We start from the raw sequence: 14,055 nt of genomic DNA, 5'->3' as shown, positions 1-14,055 counted from the left end.
TCTTTGGCCAGGAAGGCCTCACCAACACCTATGCGATCGATGCCGGCGGCTCCATCACCATGCCCCTGATCGGCGCGGTGCCGGCGCGCGGGCGGACGCCGGCGGGGCTTGCCGCGGAAATCACCGGCAAGCTGCGCAACGGCTACATCCGGGATCCTTCGGTGGCGGTGGAGATCGAATCCTACCGGCCGTTCTTCATCCTGGGCGAAGTCGCCGCCCCCGGCCAATATCCCTACGTGCCCAATATGAGCGTCGAAAGCGCGGTCGCGATTGCCGGCGGCTTCTCGCCGCGCGCCCGGCGCGACCGCGTCACGCTGACCCACACCGATGGCGCCGGTTCGATGCGCATCGTGGTGCCGCTCGGTACCCCGATCAGCCCCGGCGATACCGTCCTCGTCGGCGAACGCTGGTTTTAACGATCCGTCTCTGCCGGACATAGCAGTCTGCCCTACGCAGACGACCTACACTTGTCTGCGCTCCCGGCAATCCATCATTTCCAAAAATATCTGTCTTGATGGATGCGCGGGTCAGCCCGCGCATCACGAGTCCTTCTATTTCTTCAAATGCTTGGCAAAGAACGCGATGCTGCGTTGTCTAGCGACATCGGCGCTCGCCTTGTCGTAACTTGCGCGCTCCTCGCAGTTGAAGCCTTGCTGCGCCCCCGGATAGACGTGGATCTCGACATCCGGGCGCTTGGCGCGGATGGTGTCGACGTCGGTCAGCGGAATGCCGGCATCCTTTTCGCCGAAATGCAATTGCGTCGGCACCTTGGGCTTATCGTCGGCGAAACGAGCGATGGCGCCGCCGTAGTAACAGATCGCCGCCGTCAGCCCCCACAGTTTCGTGGCGGCGGCATAGGCCACGCTGCCGCCGAGACAGAAGCCGACGATGCCGACCGGGCCGACGTCTTTCACCGCGTCGACCGCGGCCTGGGTGTCGCGCAACATCGCCGTCCAGTCGGGATTGACGACGAACCTGCGCGCCACCGCGATCTCTTCGGGCGAATAGCCGCACTGGAAGTTGGGTTCGATGCGATCGAAGATCGCAGGCGCGACGGCGACATAGCCGTTGCCGGCGATGCGATCGCAAACCGCGCGAATGTGGTGATTGACGCCAAAGATTTCCTGGATCACCACCACCGCCCCCTTGGGCGCGGTGGCGGGGTCGGCGCGATAGCCGCCGAGTTGAAAATTGTCCGAAGCCGTCAGTTTGATATCTTTTCCCACGGGTCATCCATTGGTTGAGGGTTGCATCTGTCGAGGTTAGATTTCAATCGCGGCCCGCCGCTTGTTGTTGCCGCATCCAGCAAGTCGCCCTTCCAGCCGGCCAATCCGTTGCGGAATTGCAGATAAAGCCGGTCGTTGCGAGAGAACAGTCGGTTGCCGCCGATATCTTCATGATGCGGCCTTCTGCTTCGGTTTGGCGTCGAGGCTGGCGAGAAACGGCAACACCGCGTCGATGAACGCTTGCGGCTGATCGATATTGACGGCGTGACCGGCGGCCGGGATCACCACCTTTTTCGCGCCCGGAATTTTCGCCGCCATGTAGTCGGAGGCGGCGAGGAACGGCGCGTCGTCGGCGCCGACCACCACCAGCGCCGGCACCGTGATGTCAGGCAGCAGTTCGATCACGCGGGCATCGCGCTGGGTCAGCATGCCGCGCGCGGCGCGCGCCAGGCCCGATGCATCGCGATGACTGGCGTCGGAGCGTTCCCGGCTGGCGGATTTCAGAACGCTGAGGCCTTCGCGCTCGAAGCGGTCGCCGGTGTCGTGCGCGCGCTTGTTCCAGGCGTCGCGGGCGTCGTCTTTCTTGAAACCCGGTCCGGTATCGATGATCAACAGCGCGCGGACCCGCTCCGGGTGCGCGCGGTAAAATGCCAGCGACATGTAACCTCCAAGCGAAAGTCCGCCGACGACGGCGCTCCTGGCGCCGACCGCATCGAGCACGGCCGCCATATCCGCCACCGTCAGGGCCTCACTATAGGAAGCGGGATCGTGCGGATAATCGGACCGGCCGTGACCGCGCATGTCCCACAACACAAGTTTGTGATGTTTCGACAGCGCCTCGATCTGACCCTGCCACATCGCCGATGTCGACGAATAGCCGTGCGTCAGCAACAGCGGAGGACCGCTGCCGTGGACCTCGTAATAAATGTCGACCCCGTTGCGATTGACTTTAGGCATCGTCGTTCCCGGCCAATTCCCTGGCAGGCATTCCACGCGTTTTGTTGCGGCCTCACTCTAGCGCGATCCGTCCGCCGATGGGAATTGCCCAACTTCGGCGCCGGCATCGCCGCGTTCGCCTGGAGTGGGCATGATTCCGTCGACAACTTTACGACAAAGCCGTTGCCGCAACGCACAACGTCAATTTCGAAATTATGTTCTCTTCGACCGTTTCTAATTTGCGTTGCCTCCCGACTGGAACGGTATCATCCTTTGCGCCAACTGGCATCGACCCCACCAACATCAACATCCATGCGCCGATGGAACCGATGAACGCCACCGCCGAGCTGAAGGGCGATATCTGGCACCTCTATTCTGGCAACCAGTTCGCGACGCGTTCCGGCGCGATCGCGGCGGGCGCAGCCGAGGTCGATCCCAAGTTCGTCGTGATGCATCAGATGTGGCTGGGCGGCGGCTTCGGCCGGCGTCTCGACGCCGACATGATGGTCCCTGCGGTGCAGGCGGCGAAGGCCGTCGGCAAACCGGTCAAGGTCATCTATAGCCGCGAAAACGACATGACCATGGACTTCTCGCGTCCGCTGACGTTCCAGAAGGTCAAGGCCGGTCTCGACGGTGACGGCAAGCTGATCGCATTGAACCACGACGTGGTCAGCGCGTGGCCGACCAAGCGCTGGGGAATCCCTGATTTCCTGACGCCCTCGGTCGACAAGAAAGGCGGTCTTGACGGCTTCACCGTGAACGGCGCGGACTTCTTCTATACCGTGCCCAATCACACCGTCCGCGCCATCCTGAACGAGATGGCGCACAACGCCACCCCGTCGGGCCAGTTGCGGTCGGTGGCGCCGGGATGGACCTTCTGGGCGGTCGAAAGCATGGTCGACGAACTCGCCCACGCGGTCGGCAAGGATCCGGCGCAGTACCGGATCGACATGCTCGACGGCACGGGCGCCAATGCCGGTGGCGCGCAACGCCTGCGCAACACCTTGCTTGCCGCGATGGGCATGTCCGGATATGGCACCAAGCAATTGCCCAAGGGCGACGGCATGGGCGTCGCCTGCGTCTCGTCGCAGGAAAGGGCGACGGCAAGCTGGACCGCCTGCGTGGCCCATGTTGCGGTTGCGCCGTCCGGTGAGGTCAAGGTCAAGAAGCTCACCGTGGCCACCGACGTCGGCACGCAAGTTCATCCCGATAACATCCGCGCCCAAGTCGAGGGTGCGGCGTTGTGGGGACTGTCGCTCGCGATGTTCGAAAAGGCCACGCTGAAGGATGGCGGTATCGAGCAGACCAACTTCGATACCTACACTCCGTTGCGGATGAGCCAGTTGCCCGAAGTCGCCATCAGCGTCATCGCCAACGGTGAAAAGGCCACCGGCGTCGGTGAGCCTGCGGTGACGGTGATCGCGCCGGCACTGGGGAATGCGATCTTCAATGCCTGCGGCGCCCGGGTCCGCGCCCTGCCGATCACGGCAGATGCGGTCAAGGCGGCGATGAGCAAGGCATAGGACGCAGTAGCCGACAACAACGATCCGCCGGAAGCCTGCTTCCGGCGGATTTTTTACGGGCGCGCCAGGCTCGCAAACGGCGCGGCAGCATACACCACGTTGCCGCCGACCATCGTCAGCACCGATTTGATCTTCCCGATCTCCTTGACCGGCACGGTCAGGTAGTCGGCTGACAGCACCGCCAGATCGGCGAATTTGCCGGGCTCCAGCGTGCCGCGACTGTCGTCGTCATTGGCCATGAACGCCGAATTGCGGGTGTACATCTCCAGCGCCTGCCGGCGGCTCGGTGCCTCCGCATCGCCACGGGTCTGGATGCCGCCGATGGTGGTGCCGTCGAGATACCATTGCAGCGAAACGAACGGATTGTAGGACGACACCCGATGCGCATCGGTGCCGCCGGCGACCGTGAGGCCAAGACGCAGCCCCGTTGCGATCGGCGGCAGGCGCCGCGCCGGCTCGACGCCGACCTCGCGCTGCAGCTTCTCGCCGCCGAAATACAGGCCGTCCTGCACGCCCCAGATCAGACCCAGCGATTTCATCCGCTTCAGATGGTCCTCGGACGCGTTGTAGAGATGCAGCACGGTCCACCGGAGATCGCGCACCGGGTAATCCTTGCTGATGTCTTCGACGACATCGAGCAGGTTGTCCACGGTGCGGTCCGGATTCCAGTGCAGTTGGATGGTGTAGCCCTTTGAGGCCGCCCAGCGCAGCAATTCCGCGAGCCCGGCCTTGCCGTCGGGCGTAATGTCGCCGTCGGTCCAGTCCGCCCAGATCAGGATTTCGCCGGGGCCATTGAAATGCAGCATGTCGTCGCCGAATCCTTGCGGCAGCAACTGCGTCAGGTTTTGCAGGTCCGCCAACTCGTTGCCGGGCTTCGGCGCGCACAGGTGATAGGCGACCCGCACCGTCAGTTGCTTGTCGTGCCATAGCTTGAACACGGCCTGATACTTCGACGGATACATGCTGACCCCGCCGCCATCGACAATGCCGGTGACGTCGAGGCTGTTCATTTCGCGAAAGAACTTTTTGGAGCCATCGACCTGCTGCTCGATGGTCGGTTGCGGCAGATGGTCGAAGATTTTTCCGAGCGTGTTGCCGTTGCCGATGACCACGCCGGTGGGGCGATTGTCGCCGTCGCGTTCGAGCCTGCCGCCGGGCGTCACGTCCGAATCGTCGTGAATGCTGAGCGCCTCCATCGCTTTCGGCGTCAGCAGCAGCCAGTCGTAGAGATGTTGGATGTACACGGGATTATCGGGTGCGGCCGCCGCTACCTCGGCCGCGTTCGGTCGGCGCTTTTCCTGAAATTGTTCTTCGGTCCAGCCGCCGGCGACGACAATCCAGGAGCCGGGCTTCTGGGTTTTGCCGGCTTGGCGGATTTTTTCCAGCGCTTGCTTCAGCGAGGGAACGCCGATCCAGTTCACCTCGGTGCCGAACGTCAGCGCGGCGCGAATGCCGTGAATATGCCCGTCGGTGAGGCCGGGAATGACGGTGCGGCCGCCGAGATCGATCAGCCTTGCCTTGTCGCCCGAGAGTTTCTTCATCGCAGCCGTGGTGCCGGAAGCCAGCACCCGGCCATGGTCGATCGCGAGCGCCTGTTGGGTCGAAAAATCCCTGTCGACGGTGAGGATTTTGCCGTTGAACAGGACGGTGTCGGCGGTCTGGGCCGAAGCGGCGGTTGTCAGCAGGCTGCCAACGATCGCCACAGCAACAGCGCGCATTGGTTTTGGAGATCGTGCCATAGGATTCACCCCACCAGTTTCCGTAGTTCCGCCTTCGCGACCTTCTCCAGCGTCGAGCGCGGCATCTCGTCCACGAAGCGTATTTCGCGCGGCACCTTGAAATCCGCCAGCGCATTGCGGCAGGCGGCCATGACTCTGTCGTGCAGATCCGGCGGCGCGCGTTCGACGCCGGCATGCGGGATGATGAACACCACGGGCACCTCGTCCAGCATCGGATGCTTCTTCCCGACCACTGCGGCTTCGCGCACGCCGGGCACGATGGCGATAACCTGTTCGATCTCGGAAGCCGCGACGTTCTCGCCGCCGACCTTCAGCATGTCCTTGGCGCGGTCGCCGAACTTGATGAAGCCGTGGTCCAGCAGCGTGACCCGGTCGCCGGTGATGAAGTAGCCGTGCTCGTCGAAGCTCTCGCGGGTGGCTTTCTCGTTGTGCAGATATTCGGCGAACAACGACAGTCCCGGAACGCCCTTGATCAGGAGATTGCCGGTGCCGCCGACCGGCACCGCCGTGCCATCGTCGTCGATGATGCGGAGCGAGTATTCCGCCGCGGCGCGGCCGATCGACATCGGCGTATTGGGCTGGTCGACCTCGCCGACGATGCCGTGGGTGATGGTTTCGGTCATGCCCCACCAGCCGACGATCCTGATGCCGAACGCGGCGAATGCGGGCGGCTCGCACACCGCAGTACCCCACAGCCGGAATTTGTGCCGTTTCGGAATCTCCTGCTCCAGCAGCGCCTTCATGCAAAACGGAATCGTCGAGGTCCAGGTGCAGCCATGCTCGACGGCGACATTCCAGAACCGGCTCGCCGAGAACCGCGGCTGGATCACACAGGAAGCGCCAACCCACAGGCACGCCAGCATCGAATAGGCCAGGGCATTGGTGTGAAACAGCGGCAGGTAGGTCTGATGCACGTCGCCTTGGTGCAAATCCTGATGCGACGCGTTGACCTTGGCGCCCCACAGCGCGTTGGCATGGGTCCATAGCACCGCCTTCGGTCGCGACGTGGTGCCGGAGGTATATTGCACGCTGCATGGCGCCCACGGGTCGGTCGTGCGGTGCGGCCGGTCGGCGCTGTCGGCGAACAGCGCTTCGAAACGATCGCCATGCGGTGCGGCGTGGCCTTGCGCCGGCGCGACGCCCGCGTCGTGCGAGATCACCGCGAGCCAGCGCAGGTTTCGGCAGTGTCTCGCGATCGTCTCCGCATAAGTAGGCTGGGTGATCGCGGCAACCGCGCCGCAATGATCCGCGAAATATTCCATCTCGGCCGGCGCCGAACGGGTGTTGGTGGTCACGGCAATGGCGCCGAGCTCGACGCAGGCGAACCAGGCCATCACAGCTTCGATGCAGTTATCCAGATGGATCAGCACGAATTCGCCCGACTTGATGCCGCGGGCGGCAAGGCCGGCCGCCAGCGCGCCGACCCGTTGATGGAATTCGCCGTAGGTCCAGCTCCGCGCCGGCGCATCGAACGGCGCCCAGATCAGAAACGGATGGTCGCGGCGTGTTTGCGCCTGCATCCGCAACAGCCACGGCACGTCCATCCCGGCAAAAGGGCCCACGATGCCCTGCGGCGCTGAATGCGGCATTTAGCCTCCCACGCAGCCTTGCCGGCTGCTTCCTCATTCTTGGAACGAGTTGTGCCACCGGACGAAGCCCGGATCAAATTGCGTCAGAACCTGCGGGTGGGGTGCGAAAAAAGGCAACGCGCGCCAATGGCGGGTCCCACTCCCGCCGCATTTTCGAACCCAACTCCTTGGCTCCGCAGAGCGAAGCCATGATCCGCTGAAGAGGGTTTTGATGCCTGGGGGAAGCTTGATGACGGGCCGGCCGCTACCCGATGCCCGTTATTTCCAGATTGCCGCACTGGGCTGCTTGCTCGCCATCAATTTTATCCTGATCGATTTCGGTGCCCGGCCGCTGCCAAGCGCCATCGCAATCGGCAGCGCCCTTCTCACCCAGCTGGTTTGCTCCCGGATCGCGGGCCTGCCGCATCTGGACCTGCGGTCACCGCTGATTAGCGGCCTGTCGCTCAGCCTGTTGCTGCGCGCCGACGCGCTTTGGCTTTATGCCGCGGCGGCCGTGATCGCGATCGGCTCCAAATTCGTGCTCCGTTTTGACGGCAAGCACATCTGGAATCCGGCCGGCCTTGCGATCGTTGTGCTGTTGCTGGCGTCCAACGGGGTGTGGATTTCTCCGGGCCAATGGGGCGCCGAGGTCTGGTTCGCGGCGCTGACCGGATTTCTGGCGATCCTGGTGCTCGGCGCCGCGCGGCGCGCCGATATCGCGATCTTCTTTTTCGGAAGTCACGCGGCGTTGCTGCTGGCGCGGGCGTGGTGGCTCGGCGATCCCCTGGCTATTCCATTGCATCAATTGCAAAGCGGCTCGCTGCTGATCTTCACCTTCTTCATGATCTCCGATCCGCGCACCACGCCGGACTCGGCGCTCGGACGCTTCCTGTTTGCCTTCGCGGTTGCGCTGCTGGCGCATTACATGGCGTTTTTCATGCAGATGCGGCCGGCGCTCTACTTCGCGCTGATTATCATTTCCCCCGCCACCATCCTGATCGACAGGCTGTTGCCTGCGAAGCGGTTCACCTGGGCCGATCCGGTCCCTCAAGGAGTTTTACGATGACGTATCGCGCCGCGCATGCTCTGAAGACCGGTGTCGCCATGGCTGCGATCCTTGCGCAGCTTGCGATGGGCCCCGCCAATGCTTTCTGCGGCTTCTATGTCGCGCAGGCCGATTCGAAATTGTTCAATACCTCGTCAAAGGTCGTGCTGGCGCGCGATGGCGATCAGACCGCGATCACCATGGCCAGCGACTTCGAGGGCGACACCAAGGAATTCGCCGTGGTGGTGCCGGTGCCGACCTTCATCGAGCGCAAGCAGATCGGCGTGGTCGATCCCAAAACCATCGATCATCTGGATCACTATACCGCGCCGCGCCTGGTCGAATACCATGACGACGATCCGTGCCAGCGGATGATGATGACGGCGAGTACGATGCCGGCAATGCCGGTGGCAAGGTCCGTCCAGGATACCGCGGTGCAGAAAAAATATGGCGTAACGATCGAAGCGAGCTACGACGTCGGCGAATACGATGTCCTGATCCTGTCGGCAAACGAGAGCAACGGGCTGGTCAATTGGCTGACCGACAACAAGTACCGGATCCCGCAAGGGGCTGAAGATGTGCTTGGCAGCTATATCAGGCAGAACATGCGTTTCTTTGTCGCCAAGGTGAACCTCGAGCGGATGAAGGGGCTCGGCAATGGCTACCTGCGGCCGTTGCAGGTGCGCTATCAGAGCGCGAAATTCATGGTTCCGCTGCGCCTCGGCACCGTCAACGCCAAGGGTCCGCAGGACCTCATCATCTACGCGCTGACTAAAAACGGGCGTATCGAGAGCACCAACTACCGCACCGTGAAGATTCCGTCGGACATCGATGTTCCGCTTTACGTCAAGGACGAGTTCGGGCCGTTCTACAAGGCGCTGTTCGAACGCGCGGTGTCGCGCGAAAACATGCACGCGGTATTTGTCGAATATGCCTGGGACATGGGCTGGTGCGATCCTTGCGCCGCCGAGCCGTTGAGCAACAAGGAGCTTGTCGAGCTTGGCGCGCGATGGATCGGCAGCGCCGAAGACGACGCATTCCGCACCAACCGGTATTCGGGCGGTGGCGGGTCCGATGCCTTCGTGACCAGGCTTCATGTCCGCTATGACGCCAGGTCCTTCCCCGAAGACATCGTGTTCATGGAAACCAGGGACCGGTCCAACTTCCAGGGACGCTACGTGCAGCATCATCCGTGGCAGGGTCCGTCGACCTGCCCGGCGGCGACGACCTATCGCAACGAGCTTCCGGCGCGGTTCACCCGGGAGGCGAAGAATCTCGAAGACCTGACCGGCTGGAACCGGACCGATATTACCGGCCGGATGGCGCTGACGGGCCAGCAGGTCAAGTAAGCTGATCGAGGGAAATTGTTATCGCGCGCGTGGCGCCGTCGCATCGACGTCACGACGCCTGGTCGTCATACGACGAAATCTCGATCAGGCTGCCGTCGGGATCGCGACAATAAACCGACCGCAGCGTGCCGCGGGCGCCCTGTTTCGCGGTCGGACCCTCCTCGATCGCGACGCCGCAAGCCTTCAGATGGGCGACCACCTGGTCCGGCGTGCTCGAGGTGAGAAAGCACAGGTCGTCGCTGCCGGCCGCTTCATGATCGGCGGTGAACCACTCGACCTTGTCGGCGCCAAGCGGCCGCACGTTGATCTTCTGGCCGCCGAAATGCAGCGACGTCCGCGGGGTTTTGCCCGGGCCCGGATCGAACACCCTGATCTCCATGCCGAGGATCTTTCGATACCATTCGGCCGAACGAGCCACATCCCTGACATTGATCACGAGGTGATCGAGCGCATTGACTTGAACCGGCATGGATTATCCTTTCGTCGCGGCTTCGCGCGCGTCGGCCGCACTGGCTGCGGGCTGGCTGGCGCGGGTTTACCCAGGCCCAGGCTGTTCGCCGGCGATGGCGCGATCGATGGCGTCGATCACCGCCTGGGTCTCGATAAATTTAAGCCGCGCCCGCTCGGCCTTGTCGCGATCGAACGGCGCGGCCAGGGTCTTGGCAAAGGCGTCGCGGTCCTCGGTCATTCGCTCGCGCGCCTTTTTCAGCGTCTCAAGTCGTTCGCTCATCCGGGTGTCGCTTTCTGTTGGTAAGGGGTGACGCTTACGAACGCCACGTTACGCGATCGCGCCGATCCACGCCGATAATTTATCCAGAATTTCGCTCATCACTTCGCGGTCATTGCGTCCCGAGCGCGCCGGGACATGGAAGGAATGATCGGCGTGTGGCACCAGGTGCAGCGATGCCGACGGCCCCAGCTTCCCGATAAGAGGTTCAAGCAGCCCAGGTTCCGCCAGTTTGTCGTTGGACCCTTGCAAAAACAGCATCGGGACCTCGATGTCGAAAAGATGCTTGGCGCGCTCCTCGGATGGTTTATTGGCGGGATGCAGCGGAAACCCCAGGAAGGCCAGTCCAACGACGCCGGGCAGCGGGGCGATCGCCTGCGCCTGCGATGTCATGCGTCCGCCGAACGATTTGCCGCCGGCGATCAACGCAAGTCCCGGGCAGCACCGCGCGGCTTTCGTCACCGCGGCCCGCACCGTGGCGTGCGCGACCGGCGGGCTGTCCGGCCGCTTGCCGGCTTTTTCCATGTACGGGAACTGATAGCGCAACGTTGCGACATCGCGGTCGCAGAGCCCGGTCGCCACCGTCTCCATGAACGGATGGGTCATTCCGGCGCCCGCTCCATGCGCCAGCACAAAACACGCGCGGGCCTGCGGGGGCAGAATGAGAAGCGCGGAGACGGCGCCGGCATTTCCGGTCTCGATCTTGAGTTGCTGCGCGCCGGCGACTGTCATCGCATCTGTCCGGTATGTTTTGGCGGTTCAACGCGGCTTTTGGCGGACCGGAATTTGGCGACCGCCGCAACCAGCTCCGTCCGCACCCTATCCACGACGCTGCCATAGTCGCGGGTTTCCGACTGCCTGAACAGGCGAACGGCCGGATACCAGGGGCTGTCGTCGCGGTCGAGCAGCCAGCGCCAATCGGGCACGTAAGGCAACAGCACCCAGGTCGGGCATCCCAGCGTGCCCGCCAGATGGGCGGCGCTGGTACATACCGTGATCACGAGGTCGAGGCAGGAAACCAGCGCCGCCGTTTCAGCAAAGTCGGTGAGGTCGGCAGTAAGATCGATGATGTCGGTGCGCTCGCCGAGCTGCGCCTTGTCTTCGGGCCGCGGATCTTTCTGCAGGCTGACGAAGGTTGCATCGACGTCGAGCAGCCGCGTCAAGACCTGCAGCGGCATCGACCGGTTGCGATCGTTGGCCTGCTTCGGATTGCCGGACCAGACCAGACCGATCCGCAGCCGATCGTGGGGGCCGAGGCGATTCTCCCAGGCTTGAACGCGACCGGCGGCGGGAGCAGGCAGACAGGCTGCCGGTGGAATCGTCTCAAGCTCCGTGCCGAACGCCAAGCGGCAGGCTCATGATGGGGCAGTGCATGTCGAACGCCGGGAGGGAGGCTGCGGTGGCCGGCAGGCACTCCGATACGCCGGATATTCCCGACGGCAAAGGACAAAGCGCGTCCTGAACGACGAGAATGACGCGCGCGCCCTGCGCAGCCACCATCGGCACATAGCGCGCAAACTGAATCGTGTCTCCCAACCCTTCGTCAAAACGAATCAGGATGGTCTTGCCGTCGATCGATTCCTTGCCGAGCCACTGGGTTGAGGAAACTTCGGATACTCCGCCGACAGCTCCGGTATTTTCCAGCGTGCTTCGCGCGCGGCCCAGCCGGCCTCGAAATTGCCGGTCAACAATTGAAGATGCGCCAGATGGTAACTGCCCCGGGCATTATCCGGCGCCAGCGCCTTCACGCGATCGTAAATCTCAAACGCCTGGTCGAACCGGTGAATTTGAAGCAGCGCAAAACCCTTGTTGACGAGGACGTCGACAAAATCCGGCCGCAGCTTCAGCGCTTTGTCGAACCACGGCAGCCCCTCTTCACTTCGGCCGAGCAACAACAGCGCGTCGCCGATGTTATTGCAGTTGACGGGATCGGCCGGGTCGAGCGCGTACGCCCGCTCGCTATCGGCCAGGCACTCCTCGTATCGCTTCAGGCCGCGCAGCGAACGCCCGCGCATCAGCAGCGTCGGCGCGTGATCGGGCTGCAATTCGGCGCACAGGTTGAAATGGACAAGCGCTTCCTCGAACCGCTTCGACTCATGCAAGAGAACCGCGCTCTGATAGGCCGCTTCCCAATGGCGCGGGTTGAGCTTGAGGACATGCTGATAGCTCAGCAGCGCCTCGGTGCGCCGGTCGAGCGCCGACGGGACGCCGCCGAGATGCTTCCACAACTCGGCATCGTCAGGCTTGAGCTGCACGGCCTTGTCGAACACCTTGAGGGCTTCTTCGAGCCGTCCCTGGTGCTTCAGGGCGAGCCCCAGACTGGAGAAATATTCCGTCTTTGGATTTTGCCGGATGGCGCGCGCCAGCCACGCCACGGCATGATCGTATTGACGGGTATGGAGAGCCAACAGCCCCATCAGGTGCAGGGTGTCGGCATGTTCCGCGTCGATCGCGAGCGCTTGCTGGCAGCAGATTTGAGCGTCCAGATGCCGCCCGGCGCTCAAATGCTGCAGGCCGGCTTGGTAGAGCCCAGCGGGCGTGCTTGCCGCCGGCGATTTCAGGGTTGTCCGGGAGGTTTTGGCGGTTGCCCTGCGTTCGCGGCGATTCATCAGCGCATTTCAACGTGGCCGGAACCTCAAGCCATAGATGATTCTGTAATGGCCAGGAAGCCTACGACGTCCTGGCCGTCGTTCGCGCAGGCGCTTCGCCAGGTCCTGGCGACGCCCGGGTACGGTTTTGAATTTCCATGCCGGATACGTGACGCACCCGACACGATTCGAACGTGTAAGCTTTGCCTACGCAGGTCGTACTCTTGTGCTTGCGACGCGAGGCTATGGCGCCCCTGCGTAGATCGTTGCGCCTGCCGTTGCAGGCCCCGTTGCCGATCCGACGATTTGCAGGAATTTCTGGACTTCAGCCCCGGGCGCATCGGAAACATAGACCATGTCTCCGTCCCGCATTTGGAAAGACTGTGCGTTGACGTAGCCGCTGGGTTGGCTAAAATCGATCCGATAGATCACGGGCACCGATTGCCCGGCCTGGGCTAGCCGGCTTTCGGGATGAATATCTTCCACGAAACCTGCGGTCTCATGCCGCAATACAAAAACCGCACTTGGATCTGCCCGATTATCAAGTAACCCGCCGGCCGCCCCAAGCGCTGACGCCAGGTTAACCTCAAAGCGGTCGAACGAAAACTTAGAGTTGCGTCCAGTAGCGCCGAAAACGGTGAAGATTTGCGGCTTGCGGAAAACATTGAGAATGTCACCTGGATGCACGTACACGTTCTCGCTTGGATCCATCGAGATACGCGCAAATGGTACTGTCGCCATCACGTTATGCCGCGAAAGGGTTACAAATGTTTCGTAAGCTGGCACCCGCAATCCTCCAGCGTACGCAATCACCTCAAGAATTCGGCTGCCTTTGGGTGACAGAGGAATAACCCCGCCCCCTGTCACGTCTCCTGTAACGGTCGCCGCATTTGTGACATTCTTGCTGACTTGTACCACGGCCTGAGGGTCCATCGACTTGCCCTTGAGACTGCCGACTATGATCTCTTCGACACGTCTTGGTGTGCTATTTGCAACCTTGACCCGGCCGACATAGGGTATTTGGATCGTTCCGTCCTCCGCAACGACTTGCTCAGGAATTGTTACGCCGTGTGCGCTCTGACTGGAGCCAGGGTAGGTATTCCCTGCCGAGGCGAACACACCCGAGGAACCTGTCTCCCAAAGCGTGACAACAACCCCGTCGCCCGCACCGAGTAGCAAAGTAGGTGGGCGGCGATAGTCGCCGAATTTCGCATTCAGTGTCGGCGAGGGAACTTTTGCCAGCCGGTCGATCACCTGACTATCGACATTGACCATCTCGAACTTGTCAGCCGCAAATGTTTGAGAATTCATCATGGTGGAAAGATTTGGGCCAGCCGATCCGCATGCGCTCAGC

The 14,055-nt window shown here is 62.6% G+C and carries 13 protein-coding genes and 1 pseudogene; 4 read left to right on the top strand and 10 right to left on the bottom strand.

What is annotated here, in order from left to right:
* The coding region (locus tag E7813_RS20030; protein ID WP_291576882.1) for a polysaccharide biosynthesis/export family protein at window positions 1-416 on the top strand (416 nt) is incomplete at its 5' end.
* A gap of 135 nt (window positions 417-551) precedes the next feature.
* Here the strand turns inward: E7813_RS20030 and E7813_RS20025 are convergent.
* Together E7813_RS20025 and E7813_RS20020 are read right to left on the bottom strand one after the other, a co-directional pair.
* On the bottom strand, window positions 552-1,226 hold the full coding sequence (locus E7813_RS20025) for a dienelactone hydrolase family protein (protein ID WP_291576880.1): 675 nt from the start codon (window positions 1,224-1,226) through the stop codon (window positions 552-554).
* A 168-nt stretch (window positions 1,227-1,394) separates the two neighbouring features.
* On the bottom strand, window positions 1,395-2,183 hold the full coding sequence (locus E7813_RS20020) for an alpha/beta fold hydrolase (RefSeq protein WP_291576878.1): 789 nt from the start codon (window positions 2,181-2,183) through the stop codon (window positions 1,395-1,397).
* Window positions 2,184-2,458: 275 nt separating this feature from the next.
* Here E7813_RS20020 and E7813_RS20015 point away from each other — a divergent pair.
* A pseudogene (locus E7813_RS20015) lies at window positions 2,459-3,685 on the top strand (molybdopterin cofactor-binding domain-containing protein); the annotation flags it as partial.
* Window positions 3,686-3,738: 53 nt separating this feature from the next.
* On the opposite strand, the gene E7813_RS20010 reads toward E7813_RS20015, so the two are convergent.
* Both E7813_RS20010 and E7813_RS20005 read right to left on the bottom strand, forming a co-directional pair.
* On the bottom strand, window positions 3,739-5,403 hold the full coding sequence (locus E7813_RS20010; RefSeq protein ID WP_291576876.1) for an amidohydrolase: 1,665 nt from the start codon (window positions 5,401-5,403) through the stop codon (window positions 3,739-3,741).
* A 26-nt stretch (window positions 5,404-5,429) separates the two neighbouring features.
* Window positions 5,430-7,013, bottom strand: coding sequence for an AMP-binding protein (locus E7813_RS20005; RefSeq protein WP_291576873.1), 1,584 nt, complete (start codon window positions 7,011-7,013; stop codon window positions 5,430-5,432).
* A gap of 229 nt (window positions 7,014-7,242) precedes the next feature.
* On the opposite strand from E7813_RS20005, the gene E7813_RS20000 reads away from it, so the two are divergent.
* On the top strand, window positions 7,243-8,058 hold the full coding sequence (locus E7813_RS20000) for an RnfABCDGE type electron transport complex subunit D (protein WP_291576871.1): 816 nt from the start codon (window positions 7,243-7,245) through the stop codon (window positions 8,056-8,058).
* Window positions 8,055-9,386 carry a DUF2330 domain-containing protein gene (locus E7813_RS19995; RefSeq protein ID WP_291576869.1) on the top strand — a complete coding sequence of 444 codons (1,332 nt, stop codon included), beginning with the start codon at window positions 8,055-8,057 and terminating at the stop codon, window positions 9,384-9,386. Before E7813_RS20000 ends, E7813_RS19995 begins: the two co-directional genes overlap by 4 nt.
* 49 nt (window positions 9,387-9,435) lie before the next feature.
* Here the strand turns inward: E7813_RS19995 and E7813_RS19990 are convergent, their stop codons facing one another.
* The 6 genes from E7813_RS19990 to E7813_RS19970 form a co-directional block, all read right to left on the bottom strand.
* Window positions 9,436-9,855 (bottom strand): VOC family protein, encoded by a 420-nt coding sequence (locus E7813_RS19990; RefSeq protein WP_291576867.1) that lies wholly within the window; start codon window positions 9,853-9,855, stop codon window positions 9,436-9,438.
* Between the two features lie 66 nt (window positions 9,856-9,921).
* A complete protein-coding gene (locus E7813_RS19985) occupies window positions 9,922-10,116 on the bottom strand; it encodes a hypothetical protein (RefSeq protein ID WP_291576865.1) in 195 nt (64 codons plus the stop codon).
* A 48-nt stretch (window positions 10,117-10,164) separates the two neighbouring features.
* Entirely contained in the window at window positions 10,165-10,845 is a 681-nt protein-coding gene (locus E7813_RS19980; RefSeq protein ID WP_291576863.1) for an alpha/beta family hydrolase, read from the bottom strand.
* Window positions 10,842-11,459, bottom strand: coding sequence for a hypothetical protein (locus E7813_RS26220; protein ID WP_363331194.1), 618 nt, complete (start codon window positions 11,457-11,459; stop codon window positions 10,842-10,844). The genes E7813_RS19980 and E7813_RS26220 overlap by 4 nt, the downstream gene beginning before the upstream one ends.
* A gap of 207 nt (window positions 11,460-11,666) precedes the next feature.
* Window positions 11,667-12,722 carry a tetratricopeptide repeat protein gene (locus E7813_RS26215; RefSeq protein ID WP_363331193.1) on the bottom strand — a complete coding sequence of 352 codons (1,056 nt, stop codon included), beginning with the start codon at window positions 12,720-12,722 and terminating at the stop codon, window positions 11,667-11,669.
* Window positions 12,723-12,944: 222 nt separating this feature from the next.
* The coding region (locus tag E7813_RS19970; protein WP_291576861.1) for a polysaccharide biosynthesis/export family protein at window positions 12,945-14,055 on the bottom strand (1,111 nt) is incomplete at its 5' end.

It is taken from the genome of Bradyrhizobium sp., assembly GCF_004799405.1.
Classification (GTDB): Bacteria; Pseudomonadota; Alphaproteobacteria; order Rhizobiales; family Xanthobacteraceae; genus Bradyrhizobium.
Note: the sequence above shows the minus strand (reverse complement) of the source record. Positions and strands in the feature narration are given on the sequence as shown.

Coding starts and splice junctions, on each gene's coding strand:
- E7813_RS19990 (WP_291576867.1), bottom strand. CDS start 9,855: ATGCCGGTTCAAGTCAATGCGCTCGATCACCTCGTGATCAATGTCAGG.
- E7813_RS26215 (WP_363331193.1), bottom strand. CDS start 12,722: ATGAATCGCCGCGAACGCAGGGCAACCGCCAAAACCTCCCGGACAACC.
- E7813_RS19995 (WP_291576869.1), top strand. CDS start 8,055: ATGACGTATCGCGCCGCGCATGCTCTGAAGACCGGTGTCGCCATGGCT.
- E7813_RS20000 (WP_291576871.1), top strand. CDS start 7,243: ATGACGGGCCGGCCGCTACCCGATGCCCGTTATTTCCAGATTGCCGCA.
- E7813_RS20010 (WP_291576876.1), bottom strand. CDS start 5,403: ATGCGCGCTGTTGCTGTGGCGATCGTTGGCAGCCTGCTGACAACCGCC.
- E7813_RS19985 (WP_291576865.1), bottom strand. CDS start 10,116: ATGAGCGAACGACTTGAGACGCTGAAAAAGGCGCGCGAGCGAATGACC.
- E7813_RS20005 (WP_291576873.1), bottom strand. CDS start 7,013: ATGCCGCATTCAGCGCCGCAGGGCATCGTGGGCCCTTTTGCCGGGATG.
- E7813_RS20020 (WP_291576878.1), bottom strand. CDS start 2,183: ATGCCTAAAGTCAATCGCAACGGGGTCGACATTTATTACGAGGTCCAC.
- E7813_RS19980 (WP_291576863.1), bottom strand. CDS start 10,845: ATGACAGTCGCCGGCGCGCAGCAACTCAAGATCGAGACCGGAAATGCC.